This is a genomic window from Erwinia sp. 1181_3, assembly GCF_052824965.1.
Genome location: NZ_VTDE01000004.1, coordinates 196681 through 215809, shown reverse-complemented (window position 1 = coordinate 215809; position 19129 = coordinate 196681). Strand labels below are relative to the sequence as shown.

The window sequence follows — 19129 nt, the reverse complement described above, 5'->3', positions numbered from 1 at the left end:
ATGCAGATGGCGACGTTCGATTTACAGCAGGTGCGCGACAGCGACGATTTCTACCGTCAGTTTGCGCTGAAATTTGACCTGAGCTACTTCGGGAACAATCTCGATGCGCTGTGGGATATGTTAACGGCGGGGATTGAACTGCCGGTGCGCATCACCCTGCGACATCTCGATCGGCATCCGCAGCGGGCGGCGCTGGAGCGCATTCTGGCGGTGATGCAGGAGGCAGAGCAGGAAACCGGCGGGGCATTCAGTGTGCGTGTCAGCCGAATGCCCGCCGGAGATTAGCGGCGGATAACCTTCAAAATTTGCGCCAGTTTCTCGCGCTGTTCCAGACTGATTTCGCGCGAAGCGGCATAACCGGCATTCTGCACAATCATCTCATTTAACCCCACCAGCCAGTCGTAAATATAAAACGCTGCATGGTTGTTGGGCTTCAGTGCCAGGCGCGTCAGGCGCTGACCAGGCCCGAGGTTGACGGTCTGCGCTTCCGGTTTGGCAAAAATCTTCTGCCCCCGGTTGATGCGGCTTTCCGGGCGCTGCGCTTCCGGCAACTGCTGGAACCCGAGCCAGGCGACAAAATCACCCAGCACGCTGAGCGCCCTGGAGACCTGGCGGTCGGCAATCTGCTCTGGAGGCAGCCCTTGCGCATCGCTGTCGGCCAGCACGCGCATCAGGGAACCTTCTAATTCCTGGCGCACGCTGGCGGTGATCAGCTCTTCGGTCAGCATCTCCAGCGTGGGCTTACTCACGCCTAACAACTCGAGCAGTGGGCCGTTGTCCGGCAGCAGGCGCAGCTGATTCACCCAGTGGCGATACACGCTCTGCGCAAACTCCGCTTCCTGATCGACGGCGGGCACGCTGTGATAGCTGGTCTGTACCGCAGTGAGCGGTTCGTCGCTGAGCAGGTCGATGGTCATTCCGATGCCAAAAGGATCGTCTTCGTTGATACTGTACTCATCGGCGGCGGTGCGTTCGGTACGCAACTGACGTTGCAGGAAAAGATGGCGCAGCGTATCGCGTACCGGCACCAGGCGCTCCAGCAGTTCACCGTGCACCCCGGTACGGGTTTGCAGGGCTTTTAACAGGGATTCCGCAATACGCAGACGCTCCGCCGGATCTTCCCCTTCGGCTGCCTGATACCAGCGACCAAGCAGATTTTCACTCAGTTCGCGCTGGATCTCGGCACGCTGTGTGGCAATACGCGCCAGTTTGCTGTCGGTGCGCACTTCATTGACCAGATAGCCCGCCATACGCTGCACGCCTTTCTCATCCATCGCCAGCATGGCGCCCCAGGCATCACCCGGGTTGCCAACAAAGCGCTGCACGGCGGCATCATGATTGTGGCCGTGAGTAATGCGCTGATCGAACGGGGTCATCGCCCAGATCAACCCCGGCTTACGACCGGTTCGCTGCGCGGTGGTCTCGCCCTGGGTCTGTTTTACCCAGAAGTCGAGCAGGCGGCCAATATGGCGGGTTTCATTACGGTGAGCCGAGGCGCTGCACACCAGCAGATGGGTCACATCCTGCTCAATGGCTGCACGCTGTAACAGGAACGGGCGACGAGCCTGTAAAAACTCCAGCGCCAGTTCGTGATGCTCGTCGTCAGGCAACACGGTTAATTCGATAAAGCCCGGGAAATCGAGCAGGTCGACTTCGGTAAACAGCTCTTCACGCGGCGCGCTATAGAGCGGCAGCAGCACTTCACGGCTGAGCAGCGTCAGTTCGGCCAGCGCCACGCTGACCGGGGCGAGTGCGCAACCGTTATGGCGCGGCACCACCTGCAACGTCAGGTCGGCTGTGGCATTAAACTGGCTGACCCCGGAGCTGTTTAACAGACTGTAAGAGGGTTCATCCAGCACGCTTAACGGTGCCAGCACCTGCGGCACGCAGGAGAGGTGATGCAGCACGTGGGCCAGCTGGCGATACAGCGCCGTCAGCTGACGATCTTCGCCCCACAACAGGGAGAACAGTCTGGCGCGGTCGTCAACACCCAGCTGCGGTGCGAGTTCAACGGCCTGCGGCCAGAAATGGCTGTCCAGCGCGCTGCTGCGCGCCAGGCTGATGGTCAGTGCATCCCACAACGCCACCATCTGATGGCGGTTAATGCCTGCAACCGGTTCCGGCTGGCGATACATCGCCACGTTTTGCACGCGTTCGCCCAGCTGGGATTCATCCAGTGGCGTGACAGTGTCACTGCCACGTTGCGCGTATTGCAGTGCCAGCACCGCCACCAAATCACATTCGGTCAACAGGGAGAGCTGTACCGGCCAGTTGCTGTCGCTGCTCTGCTGCTGGCCGCTGAAGCGCTGCACCAGATTCGCTGTATGCTGCTGTGGATTGAGCTGGCTGGCGTAATCCACCACGCTGTTACCCAGTGCACATTCCAGGCGGCCTTTCTCGCTGGATGCCAGTGCACCAATCAAATAGGACTTGCCCGCCTGGGCCAGGCCAAACAGCCCAATGGCACAGTTCAGCGGGGTATTCCGCGCCAGTACGCTGGCATGGTTATGCTGACGCAGCAGTTTGATCGCCAGACGATCCGCTTCCATATTCAGGCGAGGCGCCTGCGAACGGTTCACATCCAGCCAGGCCAGCGCCTGCTCAATGCCCTGGGTCAGGGCATCACGTTTTTTATTCGCCTGGGCGGTCAGGATTTTATTCAGAGATTTCATTTCTTGTAGACGCTCCCGCTGTCAATCCAGTAATGCGCCATACCTGAAGCGCTGCTGGCCAGCGTATTCAGACGCAGGCGCAGATGCTCCAGCGGCACCTGGCTGCCATCATCCAGAGTGGCATCGGCAATATCAAACCGTTCCGGGCCAAATTCACCAAACGGACGGCTGACCGCCAGCTTGATACGTAACACTTTATCGCCCGCAACGCTGCGCGCCAGCTGAGAATCCACAATGGTCAATGTATAGAGCGGCGAAGCAGGCCAGCGGTCGTTATCCAACTGACGGAAGCCAAGCGTGATGGCCCCGCGTACCTGGAAGCGGCTGCGGACATCCAGCGTGAAGTTGTGCTGATCCAGATCGATATCACTGTACCAGACGTTTTCGGCCGTCAGTGCGCCGGTGCCGTCGAGCATGCCAAGATAGCGGATTGTTGAGTACGGCTGGAAATCACCGGCTTTAAACCAGAAGTTAGCCAGTCGCAGGTCAAGTGACAGCAGGCATAGCATCGCACCCACCGCCGCCGTTGATTTCGGGTTCTCGATTTTTCCCTGCTTGTTGAACGGATACCAGTCATTGGTGTGGTAACCATCCAGCGACAGAATGCGGCTGACCGGCAGCGGTTGCAGATGGCGGAACAGCGCCTGAACACCGGGGAAGCGCGAAGGGCGCCCGGTCAGCAACAGCACGTCACAATCATAAACCGCCACCACTTCGGACATGGAACGCAGGCTGTGCGTGATATTCATACGCGGGGAGAGGAACTCCGCATGCAGTTTGCTGAGGCGCACAATCAGCGGCACCGAGAGAATATCAAAGCCTTTGGCTTCGCCCGGCAGCTCGCGCTGGATCTCGCGGTTAATATAGTCGAGTAATTTTTCCGTCGGTGCCTGTGCCAGCAGTTCACCAAAGCGGGCATCAATTTCAGCCGTCAGATCGAGCGGGTCGAAAGTCTCATAGGCTTCGAGGATCGCCTGGCCCAGCGGAATAAACAGTTGTAATGTCACCTGCTGACGCAGCGTGGAGTGCCCGTCAAGACGGCCTTCATGCCCGAACAGACGCGTCATCACTGCTTCCGGATTGACCATGCCTGCCTGCTTAAATGCACCCTGCAAAGCGGGCAGCACGTACAGTTGGATCACATCCAGCAGAATATCGTCACCCGCCAGCTTAAAGCCTTCACGGAACAGCAGGCGCGGCATGATTTTGACGTTGTTGCCCACGCCGTCGTCCAGGCGGTACTGGGTAATCGCCAGGTCGGTGGTGCCGCCGCCAATATCAATGGAGGCAATGCGCAGCGTTTTGCCCGCCGGTTCATCGGCGGCGCGCGCGCGATCCGGACGCGCCATGCTGGCGAAGAAGGCTTCGGCACGGCCGCCAAAGTTCACCTGGGTTTCGTTATACAGGTACACCATCTGCCCACAGGTGGCTTCATCCCACTCCATCTGCACATCCGGCACCGGTACGCTGCTTTTGGCTTTATCAGCGGCGCTGGTGAAATCATCATCCATCGGGTGCCAGCCCATCGCTTTCCACACCAGTGCAATGGCTTCCAGCATCCGGCGGCGGAAGATCTCACGTTCCGGCTTTGGCATCGCCGACGGCAGGGTGAGGATAATATTGCGCAGCTGGCGCGGGGCGCTGCTGTGCAGCATCTTCTGGCGTTGCAGCGGGCTGTTCATCTGCAACAGCGCCTGCGCCAGCAGTTCAGAAAGCATCAGGCTCATCACCGAACTGCGGCTGTAGTGCGGCGCGAACACCGGCAGGCGTTCTTCCAGCGGAATGCTGTAGAGCGGCTGGCCCTCGTCATTGATCAGATAGGTCAGCGGCAGTGCCGTCGCCAGCGGTTCCTGCAACACATTGCCCGGCGTGCGGCTGAAGCGCCAGCCCGGCGTATAGCTCTCTTCATCCCACAGATAACGACGCGGGCTGGAGAGACCGGTGGCGCCTTCAGTGCCAAGGCGCTGTAACGCCAGCTGCCCGGCTTCACGGCCGACGCGGGTAATGGAAGGCCAGATAAAGGCATCATCACGGCCACTTTCCAATGAGAAGTTCTGCTTACCAAAACTGGCCTGGGCGAACTCCACCCGGCTTTCAAACAGCTCGTTATACAGCTGATGCGGCTCGCTGAGGTTACGCATCTGCAATTCGTAGGTGTGCTTCAGCCCCTGATGATCGTCAACATGATCTTCCACCATGATGCCGCAGGTGTGTGAGTTGCCGACGTCGAGGATCAAATCAACGGCAATGGCGGGTTCCTGAAGGGTGGCCGCGCTGATTTTCAGCTCCGGCACGGAGAGTTGCTGACCGAGCAGATGCAGAATATTCAGATAGTGTGCCTGGTACTCGAACTCACGCAGTGATGCTTTGATGTTCACCTGCGGGCGCTGTTCCAGCGTGGCGGCTGCCTGAGTAAAGGCCTCGCGCAGCCAGCCGTCAATCCAGGTGTGATCGAGAAACTCACCCAGTTCATCGCTGCGATGGGCCAGCGCAAAACTGACGCCGTTCTTCACATCGTTAACGTTCAGCGCCAGCGATTCATCCTCTCCATCGGCCCAGACTTTGGTATCGAACGCCAGCACCACGCGGTGAGTATTACCATTGGCGTCCGGCGTATCCAGTGCCACGATGCGCACGCGTGCCCAGTTATCCGGCCCACCAATAAAGGTGCGAGGAGGATTAAAACGGAAGAACGGCAGCGGCAACCACTGACCGTTAAGCAGCGTCAGCGACTGTGCCAGCGGGAAGCTGAATTCGGGTTTCACCACTTCCGGTGGTGTGCCCGCCGCCTGTGGCAGCAGGTATTTCCCGGCCTGCGCGTGATAATTCAGGCGCAGCAGCGGGCCATTCGCGGTCTGACGGACAAATTTTCCCGGCCAGTCAGCGTTCAGATCCGGGTTTAACGCAAAGTCGAGGAACTGAATGCCGCTGTTCTGAACCAGCGTCATATTCGGTTTGAAGTCAGCAATTGTCGCCAGCATTATGATTTACTCTCACGCTTCATGGTCATTGGCAGCACGGTGTCGTCGTTATAGCGGCCACTGCATTCGGCAGCACCAGTCAGACCCTGTTTACACACCAGTTCCGGCATCTGATAGCGGGAACCGTCGGTGCAGCGTGCTTTGGTGCGGCTGTTAATCACCAGGTTACCGGAAGACATCAGCCCGGCAAACACATCCACCTTACAGGTGACGCCACTTCCCTGGGTAATGCGGGCAGTGCCTTTGCCGTTCTTCAGCTGATATTTCAGCATCGGTGGGGTGCCGGTCGGCAGGTTTTTCTGCACCAGCACACGCCAGTTGCCGTTGAGGAATTTCGTTGAACCAATCTTAACGGCATCCTGCGGCATCACCAGGTCATCTTTGCCTGCCGGACGCGCATCCGCGACCGCTTCAGGGGCCGGAGCAGGCTCTGTCGCTGCTACCGCCGGGGTAGCTGGAACAGGTGCAATCACTGCTGCGGCCAGCGGCAGTGTGGTGGTTTTCACCGGAACCACCGCCGCGGCGGTCGCGACAGGCTGAGGTTCAGGCTGTGGTGCGGGTTCAGCGGCCGTTTGTTTGGCGATGGGCGCATCATGCGGTTCTTCTGCCGGTTTGTCGCTGCGGTTTTTCAGCTGCACGCCAAAGGTGATCAGCAGAGCAACGGCGGGCAATACCCAGCTGTAACGCAGCCAGATTTTAGCTTTCGGTTTCGTGGTTGCAGCGGCAGGTGCCACTGGAGCAGACTCTGGCTCGGATTCCTCAACCGCTTCTGGCTCATCGATAATTTCCAGTGCTGGCATCGGCGGAACCACCACCGGAGGCGGCACCGGAACAGGCGCGGCCACAGCAGGCTCGGGCGCGATCAGCGGGGCAATCACCGGGGAGACTGTCGCGGCAATCGAAGTCGGCGTGACCAGCGGCGCAGCAGCAGGAGCCAGGCGCGACAGACCGAGGGACGGCACATCATCTTCTTCAATGCGCAGACAGTCGAAGACATCCTGACGTGATTTTTTATCCAGGCTGACAAAGCCCCAGAAGGTAATCACCGGTTTGCCACCGACAAGGTAAACGTAGTTTTGATCGGGGAATTGCAGGGCTTTGTTGAGCAGGGCGCCAAACAGTTTCTGGCTGGGTTTATCCGACTGCTGCGCACGTTCGCCGATGTCGGCAATCGTGGTCTGACAGGCCAGCAGTTGATTCAGTGCTGCGGTGCGCGCAGCGTTGCTGGCAGCGGCCCAGGAGGTGACTTTTCCCTCCACCGGGGAGTACCAGTCAAGGCGGTCTCCGGCATCGTTCGGCTGCGGGATAGCCAGGCAGTCGGCAACCTGCGATTGTTTTCTCAGGCGCAGGGTTTCGCGCAGTTGCAAAGCCGACAGATAAACGGGCTGTCCGTTCTCACCGAGGGCGAGGATGGCGTCGAGATTACCGCTGCGTAAGAAGATTTTTGCCACGCAAAGAGACCTTATAGTCAGAGTTCGGAAGTAAAAAGCGTGTGTAATCAGACTATTTTAGTTGTACGTGACTTAAATCAAATGCGCAAATAAGCAATAAAACAGGTGAGTACTTAGGGCATAACCCGGTGATCTGGTGAAGATTTCGCCAGTGCTGGTGACCATCGTCATCTGTCGACTGCTGACTGCATGTTCAGTTCTGATATACAGGTTATATTAGTTTCATTAATGACTTCTAATATTGAATCGCATAATATCGCATTTTTGGGATCTCGCCCGCGATGGAGTCGTAAACGTGTTAATCGTAGGGCGTACTGCTGGCCCTAAAAATAAAGAGGTTTATGAGGCTGTTACAGATAAACAAAATGAGTCTCTTAAATGGCTTGTTTCTGAGATTGCTTCTAAATTTAATGTTCCTATGACTGAGGTTTACAGGCATCCTGATATAGGAAGGAAAAACAAAACGGAAGCGAGTACAGCAAAATGGAAATAGCAAAATACTTACTTTATGCATTTACACTACTTTCCTTATCTGCTGAGGCAGCAAGAGAAGTAGCACATGTAGAAATTATCAAGAGTGGTTACTTCGATGAAATCGATAAGGAAGATCCTTACAACTACGCCGAGGGATGTAAATTATTTAAACCCACCAAAGAGAAACTTATCAACTACTTCTCTAAAGCTGAAGAAAATGGATACGGATGGATGCACGAGTATTACACGCCTTGCATCGCCTCTGGCACGGTAACGTTTAAGGACGGCTCTTATGGGGATTGGGTAATGCACGATAGTGGTTATGGATGGGTAACCTTTAAAGATAAGAAGAATGATGGAAAGGAAGTGTCTTTTCTTCATGTCAATAATGGATGGGGGTTGGAATAGAAATACCCCCCTCTGTTACCCGGTCCATCCGTTATTGCCGTAAACGCGCAACATCACCGCCACTGATCGCCGCCAGATTCTGCGTGATCTTCTCTGGCGACCAGTCCCACCAGGCGATTTTCTCCAGCTCGGCAATCACTTCATCGCTGAAACGCTGACGGATCACCTTCGCCGGGTTTCCTCCTACAATGCTGTAAGCAGGAACATCAGACACCACCACTGAACGTGATGAGATAATCGCGCCGTTACCGATGGTGACGCCGGGCATAATCAGGCAGTCATAACCCATCCACACGTCATTACCCACGCGGGTGTCGCCTTTATAGGGCAGGTCACCAGGCTCGGGCGCAGCACTTTCCCAGCCGTTGCCGAAGATAAAGAAAGGGAAGGTAGAGAGGCCGGAGGTCTTATGATTGGCGCCATTCATGATAAATTTCACCCCGCGCGCCAGGGCGCAAAATTTACCAATAATCAGCTTATCGCCGATGAACGGGTAGTGATAAAGCACATTACGCTCAAAGTTCTCTGCACCTTCCGGGTCGTCGTAATAGGTGTAATCACCAATCAGGATATTGGGGTTGCTCACGCTATTTTTGATAAAGCAGACCTGCGGAAAGCCAGGTAAGGGGTGAAGAGTGGCGGGATCGGGTCCGTGCATAGATACTCCTGAAATGAAATCCTGAGGGGCAGTATAGACCGCAGGCCCGGATCGGGTTCAAATCGGGCGCAGCAGATGTAAACTTCTCGTAAATTAAGAACAACCCTAATCAGAGACGGGTGTTTTTAGCCTGGTGCAGGAGTATTATAGCCGTCTGAAATTACGCTGAGGATAGACCGCTTCATGTTTTCTCGTTCCACGCTCGCCGCGCTCACGGCCACCTTAATGCTGGCAGGTTGCAGCCACAAAACAACGCAGGCCCCGGCAACGGTAGATGTATCTGCCGCCGAAGCGACACCTGCGGTTTCCGCGTTTGCTGCCGGCCCGACGCAGCTTAACGTGACCCACGTTATCTCCCGTGCTGACGATGGCTCCTCCGTCATCCTGACCATCGACGGCGTTGAAGCCGGTACGCTGACGCGCGGAGAAAACAAAGAACTGTTTGTTCCTGAAGGCAAGCATAAGGTCGGTGGCTATGTTCAGACACTGTTCGGCCTGGGCCGTGTGACCATTCAGTCGGTGGAAGTCACCACCAAAACGGATCAGGCAACGCATGTGTCCTATTCCGTCACCAAAAACAAACCCGCGTTTACCCTGACAGAAAAAGCCGCAGGCTGATGCTGTTCTTACCCTGTTCCACGCAAGGAACAGGGTAATCGCCCCCATTCTCAGACGATCCCTAACCCTGTACTGCCGATCTCTCCGCACTGAGCCGCTATAATGGTCAGTTCATTTTCCGATGGAGAGTCTTCCATGTTATATCGCCTTACCCTAACCACCCTCACTGCCGCACTGCTATTGACGGGTTGCGCGCGCCAATCCGTAGAGGTTCCTGACGATCAGTATGCCCGAGGCCCCACGCAGATTAACGTGTCGCATATTGTGACTCAGACTGATGATGGTTCTGCGGTCGTCGTCACCGTGGATGGACGAGATGCGGGGGTTCTGGACAATGGCGAAGGGACACTGTTGCATGTGCCGGAAGGCAAACATAAAGTCGGTGGCTACGTGCCGACGTTGCTGGGCCGCGTGACGATCCCTTCGGTGGATGTCACCACATCACACAATGAAGTGACGACGGTGGCCTATTCGGTCGCACGGGATAAAGCGGCGTTTAGTGAAGTCGCCCGCTTACCTGGATAAAAAGCCAGGATAAAAAGCCTGGATAATAAAAAGGCAGGGATAGTAAAAAAGAGAGGAGCAGGAAAGCAGGGAGAGCAGAACAGAAAGAAGATTGCCCCTGGAACAGGCCAGGGGCAGGGCGATTACAGCGCCATATCGTGTTGCGGGCTTTCGGCACGCTTCTCAGGCTGAGAAGGAGCGTCAGACGGCTTCGTATTGTTCATATTAATCACCGGTGGTTTCACCAGCTGCAGGGTCGCTGCGGTATCATCCCACACCTGCTGAGTCAGCGCGGTGTTGCCATTCAACTGCTGGCCATAGCTTGGAACGATAGTGCGGATCTTGCTCTGCCACTCGGGTGAGTTGAACTGCTCAGGGAACAGCTTTTTCATCACGTTCAGAGTGATAGGTGCTGCGGTGGAAGCACCCGGAGAAGCACCCAACAGGGCCGCCAGGGTTTTCTGCTGATCGGTCACAATTTCAGTACCGAGTTTCAGCACGCCGCCTTTATCTTCATCTTTCTTGATGATCTGCACGCGCTGACCGGCCTGAATCAGTTTCCAGTCTTCTTTACGCGCATTCGGGTAGTACTCTTTCAGCGCTTCAAAGCGGTCGTTGTCATCCAGCATCACCTGACCAATCAGGTATTTCACCAGGTCGAAGTTATCCATACCCACGTGCGTCATTGGCATAAAGTTGCTGGTGGTGGTGGTGCTTAACAGATCAAACAGCGAGCCATTTTTCAGGAACTTGGTAGAGAAGGTCGCGAACGGCCCAAACAGTACCACGCGCTTACCGTCAAGGTAGCGGGCATCCAGATGCGGTACAGACATCGGTGGTGCGCCTACTGACGCCTGGCCGTAGACTTTTTCAGTATGCTGTTTGGTAATCTCAGGGTTTTCGCTCACGAGGAACGAACCACCCACCGGGAAGCCTGCATAGTTATCCGCTTCCGGGATGCCGGTTTTCTGCAGCAGCTTCAACGCACCGCCGCCTGCACCGATAAAGACGTATTTCGCATCAACGCTGTGCTCTTCACCGCTTTTCACATCGGTGATGGTCACGTGCCAGGAGTTATCGGCATTACGTTTAAAATCGGTGGCTTCCGCTGAGGTTTCCAGCGTGAAGTTTTTATCTTTCTTCAGGCTGCCGATCAGCTGACGGGTGATTTCACCGTAGTTAACGTCAGTTCCGACCGGGGTCCAGGTGGCAGCGATTTTCTGATTAGGATCGCGGCCTTCAATGGTCAGGGGTGCCCACTGTTTAATTTGATTTGGATCGGTAGAGAATTTCATTCCCTGGAACAGCGTGGTCTGCTGTAACGCTTCATAGCGTTTGGTCAGGTAATTGACGTTGGTGTCACCCCAGACGAAACTCATATGTGGCGTGGAATTAATAAAGGAGTGCGGGTTATTTAAAATGCCGCGTTTCACCTGTGCGGTCCAGAACTGGCGGGAAATCATAAACTGTTCGTTAATTTCCAGCGCCTTGGACACATCAATGGAACCGTCTGGACGCTCTGGCGTATAGTTCAGCTCCATATTTGCCGAGTGACCCGTACCGGCATTGTTCCAGCCGTTAGAGGATTCAAGGGCCACGCCGTCCAGCTTCTCTACCATCAGCTGTTTCCAGCCTGGCTGAAGTTCCTGTAACCAGGTGCCAAGGGAGGCGCTCATGATACCGCCACCGATCAGCAGTACGTCGGTTTTCTGCGTGGCAGGGGTTTCAGCCCAGGTACTGGTGCAAACCAGTAAAGCTGACAGAGAAAGCAGGGGAATCGTTTTTTTGGAGTTAGACATTTTAAATAACGCATCAATATAGGTTAACAAATTGAGGTGATATTTTAGCGCAATTTAACGAAAAGTTAATAACTATTTATTATGTTTAAATCAAATCACGAAATTAATTTAATTACTTAACGTTTATTTTAATTACTCGTCAGGTTTATTTAGTTTTAAAACACAAAATAGAGGGTTATTAATTGGCTGAAAAAGCATGAGAAAAAGAATAATCAAGCTGGCGATTACCGCCAGCGCAATAAGGGCAAAAAATGAGGGGGAAGTCGACGGCAGCGAAGGTTCATTTGCCGTTTTTTCCCCTCATTTTCCCCATTGATGTGTTGTTCCGGGCGGTACAGCATGAAATGTTAACCGATGCGATTTAATGCATCCAGCACGTCGTGCGGCAATTCGAGCTGTGCGCTCGCCAGATTTTGCTCCAGGTGAGCGAGTGATGAGGTGCCGGGGATCAGCAGGATATTGGGTGAGCGTTGCAGCCACCACGCCAGCGCCACCTGAAGCGGGGTGGCCTCACAGGCAACGGCCGCCTCGCTCAGTGCGGCGCTCTGCAAAGGAGAGAACCCGCCGAGCGGGAAGAAGGGCACGAAAGCGATGCCGTCTTGTGCCAGCTGGTCAATCAATGCGTCATCCTGACGATGGGCGAGGTTATACATATTCTGCACGCACACGATCGGCGTGATACTGCGCCCCTGGGCGATCTGGGCTGCTGAGACATTACTCAACCCGATATGGCGAATCAGTCCCTGTTCTTTCAGTTCGAGCAAAGCCGTCAGTGAGGCTTCAATATCGCCTTCGGCAGGCTGGAACATATCAAACATCAGCCGCAGGTTAACCACATCCAGTACCTCTCGCTTCAGATTGCGCAGATTATCATGCACCGCGCTTTGCAGTTCCGCAGGGGACATCGCCGGGTTCCAGGAACCGTCACTGCCGCGCACAGCACCCACTTTGGTGACAAGGGTCAGGTCATCCGCATAGGGATGCAGCGCTTCGGCGATCAGCTGGTTGGTGATGTGCGGGCCGTAAAAATCACTGGTATCGATATGATTAATCCCGCTTTCCACCACCGCCCGCAGCACGGCGATGGCGGCCTGGCGATCCCGCGGCGGCCCGAAAACATGGGGACCAGCCAGCTGCATCGCACCATAACCCATGCGGGTGACTACGCGGTCGCCAAGTACACAGGTTCCGGCATTTTTTATCGTCATTGTCAGGCTCCAGATCGAGGTTGTAGAAAAAACCGTAAGGTGTTCCAATAAAATACGAATAATTATTCAGGTTGTGAATTCGCATATGATGAACGACAACGCTAAGGGACTTGAAGCGCGCAAACAGCCGCGGCAGGCGCGATCGCAGGCCACCGTTGAGGTGATCCTCGAGGCGACTATTCAGGTTTTGCTGGCGGAAGGGCTGCCCCGGTTGACCACGATCCGCGTGGCCGAGCGGGCTGGCGTGTCGGTGGGGACGCTGTACCAGTATTTTCCCCAGAAGCAGGCGCTGCTGTTTGCGCTGTTACAACGCCATCTGGAGAGGCTGGTAAGCATAATGGAAGGTGCCGCGTTATCCGCACAGGGTCAGCCACTGGCAGTGATGGTGAAACATATTGTCAGCGTGTTTATGCAGGTGAAAACCGAGAACCTGCACGAGTCGGCGGCGCTGTATGCTGTCGCCAGCGAACTGGATACGCGCAGCTATGTGCGCAGCGTGGAAGCGCGCAATCGCCTGGCGCTGGAAACGATGCTGGACAGTGCCAGCGACAGGCGGTTTGCCGATACGCCGGGGGTGACGTTTGTGTTTATGGGCGCACTGATCGGGCCGATACGGCTGCTGCTGGAAGGCGACCCTGAGCAGCAGGATATGGAGCGTCTTGCAGGCCAGCTCGAACTGTTATGCCTGAGCTATCTGGAGCACGTTTCGTTGCCACGCTGAGCGTGGCTCAGCTCTGGGCTGAGGTCATTAAGAGCAGTCTGCTTCAGGAATCGCGGTAGACAACGGGTTTAACTTCATTAGTTTCGGAAACTTACGATAGTTAAACATTGCCAATCAATTAAGATGATGCTTTGTGCAGTACAGGAAAGGTTTTTATTGTGGGGGTTAGTATGATTATTTTATTGAGATTTTCCATTTTACCTATTTATCTTTTTTCTATGATTTTATTGTATGTACTCGGTGTTGATAAGTACTCATGGATGAGTGAAATGGATCCTTCGGTGCCCCCTCACTCTATTGTTAATGATTCAAGTAATCAGCATCTCGTTTCCTCTGTACTGGTTGCCTTTATCATCATGATGCAACTTTTCTATTTTATTTTTGAAAAGAGTAAAAAGTGGAAGGCTACCTCAGTGATATTATTTTCCCTTATTGTTTCATTGTACGTTTTCAGATAGTTCATCCCCGTACCTGTCCGCCCGGATCGCCCCGCAATTTTCTTCATTACTGGCCCCAGTAACCGTACTAAAATAAAATCTGTTTTTTTCGAATAGAAACCCGCCCTGAGACGTTAACCGATCATCTTCCACCGTGACAGGAAACCGATCGCCATGTCTCACACCTCTCTCCCGCTGCGTCAGCGCTATGACACCTTTGCCCTGACGCTGCACTGGATCACTGCCGCCAGCGTCATTTTCCTTTTTGCTTCTGCCCATATCTGGGAACTGCTGGCGCGTGGCACGCCGCTGCGTAAAGGGTTGCAGTCCGTACATATCTCCTGCGGCATTTTGTTGGCACTGGTGATGATTGTGCGGCCGTTATGGCGTCTCTACAGCCAGCGACAGGCGCGTTTTGCCATGCCACCCGTGGCCGGGTCGCGACCGACGCGCATCCTGGCGCATGCCATGCACGGAGCGCTGTATCTGCTGCTGTTTGCACAAATCTCTCTGGGATTTCTGTTCCGCTGGGCACAGCAGGAGCCGTTCAGCTTTTTTGGCCTGTTAGATATTCCGGCCTGGATCGCGGTCGATCCGTCACTGCGTCATCAGATCGGCGGCTGGCACGATAACGTGGCCTGGGCGCTGATTATCCTTGCCTGCGCTCACGCGCTGGCTGCTCTGTTCCACCACTATGTTCTGCGCGATAACGTGCTGCGCCGTATGCTGCCCGCGCGTCGTTCCTCATCATCCCAATAAGGCTAACATCATGAAAAAATTAACGATAATCCTGCCTGCACTGTTACTGACGTTGTATGCGCCCCTGGCTCTGTCCATGGGCGACAGCAGCAGTGAAAGCAAAACCCCGGATTGCCCGAAAGGCCAGGTGTATGACAGCGGCAGCAAGCAGTGTGTACCCGAGAAAACCAGCCGTCTCAGCGATGATGATAAAACCCGTTATGCTTATCATCTGGCGAAAAAAGGGGAGTATCAGTCAGCACTTAACCTGCTGGATACCCTGAAAAATCCGGATACCCGCGAAGCCTGGAACTATCGCGGCTACGCCACACGCAAATTAGGGCGCACAGATGAAGGGATCGGCTATTATCAACGCTCGGTGGCGCTGGATCCGCGCTATGCCAAAGTGCGTGAATACCTGGGTGAAGCCTGGATGATCAAAGGACGTCCCGATCTGGCCCGTGAGCAGCTTGCTGCCATCAAGACCTTGTGCGGTGTGAACTGTGAAGAGTATCGGGATTTGCAGGCCGCGATTAACGGTCACCCTGAATCCTGATGATGAATCCGTGTGGAGGGTAGAAAAATCACCCGTAGTGAAGTCCGAAACCATCTGGCTGCCCATCTTGAACGCTTATGGCGTTACGGGATGGTGCTGTCACGTAATCGTGATGTGGCCGAAGAGCTGGTACAAACCACCTGTGTACGGGCGCTGGAACGCAGCGCCCAGTTTACGCCGGGAACACGCATCGATCGCTGGCTGTTCACCTTGTTGCACTCGGTGTGGATCAACGATCTGCGTGCCAGGCGCGTGCGGCTCGGGCAGGGATTTGTCGACAGTGAGGATCTGCACGCAGCGGATACCTGGTCGCACGAAGAGGACCGTATGCAGTATCAGCAAGTGATGCAGCGCGTGGAAAGGCTGCCGGAGGCTCAGCGTAATGCGGTGTTTCTGGTGTATGTAGAAGGGTTTACCTATCAGGAAGCTGCTGACACGCTGTGCGTGCCGATCGGCACCATCATGAGCCGTCTGGCAGCGGCAAGAGCCACGTTGTCCCGTGCGACAACTTCAGCGCCTGCACAGGAGAAACGCCGGTGAACAGAGAACGTTTTTGTCCCCCTTACAGCGATGAGGCGATAGTCGCGTGGCTGGACGCAGAAATGGATGCGGAAGAGGCTCAGGCCTTTGAGCAACAGTTAAAGCGCGATCAACCGCTGGCGGCCCGCACCGCCGAACTGATGAAAAGCAACCAGCCGTTTGCCGAGGCTTTCGACCCCCTGCTGGAGGCCGCACCCAGCGCACGCCTGCACGCAAACCTGGAGCGTCTGCTGGCGCAAACCCCGGCAACGGCGCCCGTGGTCCGCGCTCAGGTCAGCCGCCGTGCGCTGATTGCTGCGTCACTGAGTTTCCTGGTGATCGGTTCCGGCTTCGGTTACTTCGTGCGCCCGGATAATCGCTCGCGCCGCGATAGCGAGAAAATCCGCGATCTGGAATCGCAGTATATGTCGCTCTACAGTCCGGAAACGTTGGTGGATGTGGACAGCACCGCAGCGGTGATCGACCGCTCACTGGCCAGAACGGCACAGACGATGGGCCTGCACCTGAACGCGCAACAGCTCATGCTGCAGGACGCTGAGTTAAAAAGCGTGCGCCTGCTGCGCTATGACGATACCCGCATTGTGCAGATTGCCTGGGAGCACAGTGCGTATGGCCCGATGGCGCTGTGTGTTTCCCGCGAGGATCATAACAGTGCCACCCCGGTGCTGGGCGAACAGCGCCACGGCATGAATCTGGCCTGGTGGCACGCGGGAGGTTACCAGTACGTGTTGATTGGGCGAAGCCCGGCACCGTGGCTACAGCAGAGCGCCGGGTTGCTGCGTCAGGGACTGATGCCGACGTGATGACCACAGGCTTTGCCGACAGGGCGAAAATATCCTTGTTTTCACTCTGATGTTTATGACAGGGTGAACACCGGACATGTCACCCTTTCAGGAGCCACCGCATGAGTTCACATCCTCTTCGCCAGATCATCGAAGCCTGCGACCGCGCGATCACCGCCCGTGATTTTGACCAGTTGATGACGTGGTATGCGCCCGATGCCGCACTGGTGATTAAGCCGGGCATGATTGCCCGCGGCCACGATGAGATCCGCCGGGCGTTTATCGCCATCTCTGACCATTTTCAGGGGCAGCTGCGGGTTGAGCAGGGAACGATGCAGGTAATTGAAGGGGCGGGCGATGCGCTGGTGCTGATGGAAACGGTGCTGCATTACCCGGATGGCGCGGGCGAGACCCTAACCGTCACCCGGCGCGCCACCTATGTATTCAGGCAGGAGCCTGATGGCCGCTGGCTCTGCACCGTTGATAACTCCTACGGTACCGACCTGCTGGATGCCTGATATCGGCCCATTATTTGCGCGCAGCACGGCGATACAGCGTGCTGCGTGCCACGCCCAGCGCTTCTGCCGTTTTGCTCACATTACCGTTGAAGCGTTGCAGAGTGGCGGCGATCAGTTGTTCATCATGCTGTTGCAGTGCAGGCAGCGGTTCACTCACCGCCAGCTGATACTCCGCAGGGAGGCTGTCGCAATCCAGCACGTCGTTATCATCGGCGAGCGCCAGCAGCACTTTCAGTACGCTGCGTAACTGGCGCACGTTACCCGGCCACGGATGTTGCGCCAGGGTATCCCGCAGCAGCGGCGTCATCTCAATACCACGCTGCTCACCGCCCAGTTCCTGCCAGAGCTGGCGAATAAAAGCAGGCAGTTCTGCCCAGTCGCGCAACGGTGGCAGCGTCAGAGAGAACTCCTGCAAGCGATAAAGCAGATCCTCACGGAACGCACCCTCAGCCACTAACTGTGGCAGATTACGGTGGGTCGCGCAGATCACCGCAAAACTCACCGGCCAGCTGCGGCTGGAGCCGAGCGGGGCCACTTCTTTCTCCTGCAACACGCGCAGCAGACGGGTTTGCAGCGCCAGCGGCATATCGCCAATTTCATCAAGGAACAGCACGCCGCCGTCAGCTTCACGAATTTTCCCGATATAGCCATTCTTACTGGCCCCGGTAAAGGCACCGGGCTGATAGCCAAACAGCTCTGATTCGATCAGTGACTCCGGGATGGCCGCGCAGTTGATCGCCACAAACTTCCCCTGATGCCAGCGGCTCTGCTGATGCAGCGCCCGGCTGACATATTCTTTACCACTGCCGGTTTCTCCATGCAGGCACAGCGACACCCCCGCATTGATCAGCCGCACCATCTTCTCGCCGCCATCTCGCAGCGAGAACGGCAGAGTGGAGGAGGTGATGGCGGTCGAGGCAAAGTGTGTGCGGGCCGGGGCACGCAGTCGGAAAAAATAGTGCTGCTGGCTGCGGGTGGTGAGCGGCTGTGGCACCTGATTTGCCTGCTGTTCGAGCTGTGGGAACAGCTGCTGGAAGGTCAGGCAACCCAACTGTTCCGCTCCCAGTTCCAGTTCACGCATCGCCACGCGGTTGGCGGCCATCAGAATATTGTCAGAGAACACCAGCAGCAACTCTTCCACACGGTCAATGCCCTGAACCTGGCGGTGCAGACTCATCATCCACTGATCGGGGTGCAGGCTCTGCTTGATCCACAGATATTCAATGTGCTTCGCGGCGTCTTTGATCCAGGCCAGGGTATGCGGATGCGCAAAGTGTGCCGGGCCGGAGATATCCAGCACCCCGGCAATCTGTCCACCAGGGCTTTGCAGCGGGATCGCCGCGCAATACAGCCCCTGGTTGCTGGTGAGAAAATGCTGCTGGCCGTCGATTTCACAGCAGTCATCAATCGCCAGAGCGGTGCCGATGGCATTGGTGCCGCGCCCGCACTCACTCCAGAGATTGCCCGGTGCCAGCGCAAAGCGTTCCGCTTTTTGCAGCGCCTGCATATCACCAAAGGTGTTCAGCACCAGCCCGCTGGCATCCGACAGGATCACCACGGCCTGTTTCTCGGCAATTTTCTCGGCTAATGCCCGGATGGCAGGCTGGGCAAATTGTTGCAGCGTGGCGTGGTGGGCGAGGGCATCGGCCAGTTCTGCCTGGCGAATGCGGGGAAAGTCGTCGGACAGGCGATCCAGACCGTAAAGCTGGCTGCGAAACCAGGAATCACTCAGCACTGGGTTTGGCGCAAACGGTGGCGTACTGACGGCTGACGAATTTCCCTGCATTGATAACCTCATGCCCTGGTGACAGTGTTGCAATATTGTAGCCATCTGGTTTTTTCGGTGTTGCGATTTGCAACACAGATGCGAAAAGTTTCCGTTATGGTTTGCGATAGCAGCGGTCACTCGCTTCGTATTACTCTGATCATCATCATTATTTTTACAATCCCACTAAGGTAAAAAATTGGCACGGGGTGTGCAATGGGAAAGAGGCAATCGTAACAACGTCCGGGACAGGATCGCGCTGCGGTTGTTTATCTCTCAAAGACCTACCCTACAAGAGG

The 19129-nt window shown here is 55.8% G+C and carries 18 protein-coding genes; 11 read left to right on the top strand and 7 right to left on the bottom strand.

Features of this window, described 5'->3' with window-relative positions; genetic code table 11:
- A complete protein-coding gene (locus tag FY046_RS12880; RefSeq protein WP_133846499.1) occupies nt 1-285 on the top strand; it encodes a barstar family protein in 285 nt (94 codons plus the stop codon).
- On the opposite strand, the gene FY046_RS12875 is transcribed toward FY046_RS12880, so the two are convergent.
- The 3 genes from FY046_RS12875 to FY046_RS12865 are packed head-to-tail and all read right to left on the bottom strand — an operon-like array spanning nt 282 to nt 7104.
- Complete coding sequence (locus FY046_RS12875; RefSeq protein WP_446186124.1) at nt 282-2672, bottom strand: virulence factor SrfC family protein; 2391 nt, start codon at nt 2670-2672, stop codon at nt 282-284. The genes FY046_RS12880 and FY046_RS12875 overlap by 4 nt on opposite strands.
- Complete coding sequence (locus FY046_RS12870) at nt 2669-5653, bottom strand: virulence factor SrfB (protein ID WP_159338175.1); 2985 nt, start codon at nt 5651-5653, stop codon at nt 2669-2671. The genes FY046_RS12875 and FY046_RS12870 overlap by 4 nt, the downstream gene beginning before the upstream one ends.
- Nucleotides 5653-7104 carry an SrfA family protein gene (locus FY046_RS12865; protein WP_446186123.1) on the bottom strand — a complete coding sequence of 484 codons (1452 nt, stop codon included), beginning with the start codon at nt 7102-7104 and terminating at the stop codon, nt 5653-5655. The genes FY046_RS12870 and FY046_RS12865 overlap by 1 nt, the downstream gene beginning before the upstream one ends.
- A 295-nt stretch (nt 7105-7399) precedes the next feature.
- Here FY046_RS12865 and FY046_RS12860 point away from each other — a divergent pair, with 295 nt between their 5' ends.
- Both FY046_RS12860 and FY046_RS12855 read left to right on the top strand, forming a co-directional pair.
- Nucleotides 7400-7597: a peptidoglycan recognition protein family protein gene (locus FY046_RS12860; protein WP_166653765.1), complete on the top strand. Its 198-nt coding sequence runs from the start codon at nt 7400-7402 to the stop codon at nt 7595-7597.
- A complete protein-coding gene (locus FY046_RS12855; RefSeq protein ID WP_159338173.1) occupies nt 7588-7986 on the top strand; it encodes a hypothetical protein in 399 nt (132 codons plus the stop codon). Before FY046_RS12860 ends, FY046_RS12855 begins: the two co-directional genes overlap by 10 nt.
- Nucleotides 7987-8017: 31 nt before the next feature.
- Here FY046_RS12855 and FY046_RS12850 read toward each other — a convergent pair whose 3' ends face one another.
- Nucleotides 8018-8644 carry a Vat family streptogramin A O-acetyltransferase gene (locus FY046_RS12850; RefSeq protein WP_133846505.1) on the bottom strand — a complete coding sequence of 209 codons (627 nt, stop codon included), beginning with the start codon at nt 8642-8644 and terminating at the stop codon, nt 8018-8020.
- 183 nt (nt 8645-8827) lie between these two features.
- On the opposite strand from FY046_RS12850, the gene FY046_RS12845 reads away from it, so the two are divergent.
- Together FY046_RS12845 and FY046_RS12840 are read left to right on the top strand one after the other, a co-directional pair.
- Entirely contained in the window at nt 8828-9262 is a 435-nt protein-coding gene (locus tag FY046_RS12845) for a hypothetical protein (protein ID WP_133846506.1), read from the top strand.
- 135 nt (nt 9263-9397) lie between these two features.
- Nucleotides 9398-9787, top strand: coding sequence for a hypothetical protein (locus tag FY046_RS12840; protein ID WP_133846507.1), 390 nt, complete (start codon nt 9398-9400; stop codon nt 9785-9787).
- Between the two features lie 122 nt (nt 9788-9909).
- Here FY046_RS12840 and mqo read toward each other — a convergent pair whose 3' ends face one another.
- Entirely contained in the window at nt 9910-11565 is a 1656-nt protein-coding gene (mqo, locus tag FY046_RS12835; protein ID WP_446186122.1) for a malate dehydrogenase (quinone), read from the bottom strand.
- 347 nt (nt 11566-11912) lie between these two features.
- Nucleotides 11913-12773, bottom strand: a complete 861-nt coding sequence (locus FY046_RS12830) for an aldo/keto reductase family oxidoreductase (protein ID WP_446186121.1) — start codon at nt 12771-12773, stop codon at nt 11913-11915.
- Nucleotides 12774-12861: 88 nt separating this feature from the next.
- On the opposite strand from FY046_RS12830, the gene FY046_RS12825 reads away from it, so the two are divergent.
- From FY046_RS12825 to FY046_RS12800, 6 genes are all read left to right on the top strand, one after another.
- Nucleotides 12862-13494, top strand: coding sequence for a TetR/AcrR family transcriptional regulator (locus FY046_RS12825; protein ID WP_422718022.1), 633 nt, complete (start codon nt 12862-12864; stop codon nt 13492-13494).
- A 611-nt stretch (nt 13495-14105) separates the two neighbouring features.
- Nucleotides 14106-14690, top strand: a complete 585-nt coding sequence (locus FY046_RS12820) for a cytochrome b (protein ID WP_213202355.1) — start codon at nt 14106-14108, stop codon at nt 14688-14690.
- A gap of 10 nt (nt 14691-14700) precedes the next feature.
- Nucleotides 14701-15225 (top strand): tetratricopeptide repeat protein, encoded by a 525-nt coding sequence (locus tag FY046_RS12815; protein WP_446186120.1) that lies wholly within the window; start codon nt 14701-14703, stop codon nt 15223-15225.
- Between the two features lie 12 nt (nt 15226-15237).
- Entirely contained in the window at nt 15238-15765 is a 528-nt protein-coding gene (locus tag FY046_RS12810; RefSeq protein ID WP_167863940.1) for a sigma-70 family RNA polymerase sigma factor, read from the top strand.
- The gene (locus FY046_RS12805) at nt 15762-16568 is read left to right on the top strand and encodes an anti-sigma factor family protein (RefSeq protein WP_159338165.1); all 807 of its coding nucleotides are present in this window, start codon (nt 15762-15764) and stop codon (nt 16566-16568) included. Before FY046_RS12810 ends, FY046_RS12805 begins: the two co-directional genes overlap by 4 nt.
- Before the next feature lie 101 nt (nt 16569-16669).
- Nucleotides 16670-17065 (top strand): YybH family protein, encoded by a 396-nt coding sequence (locus FY046_RS12800; RefSeq protein ID WP_167863941.1) that lies wholly within the window; start codon nt 16670-16672, stop codon nt 17063-17065.
- A 10-nt stretch (nt 17066-17075) separates the two neighbouring features.
- Here the strand turns inward: FY046_RS12800 and FY046_RS12795 are convergent, their stop codons facing one another.
- Complete coding sequence (locus FY046_RS12795) at nt 17076-18851, bottom strand: sigma-54-dependent Fis family transcriptional regulator (protein ID WP_159338163.1); 1776 nt, start codon at nt 18849-18851, stop codon at nt 17076-17078.
- Nucleotides 18852-19129: the final 278 nt, after the last annotated feature.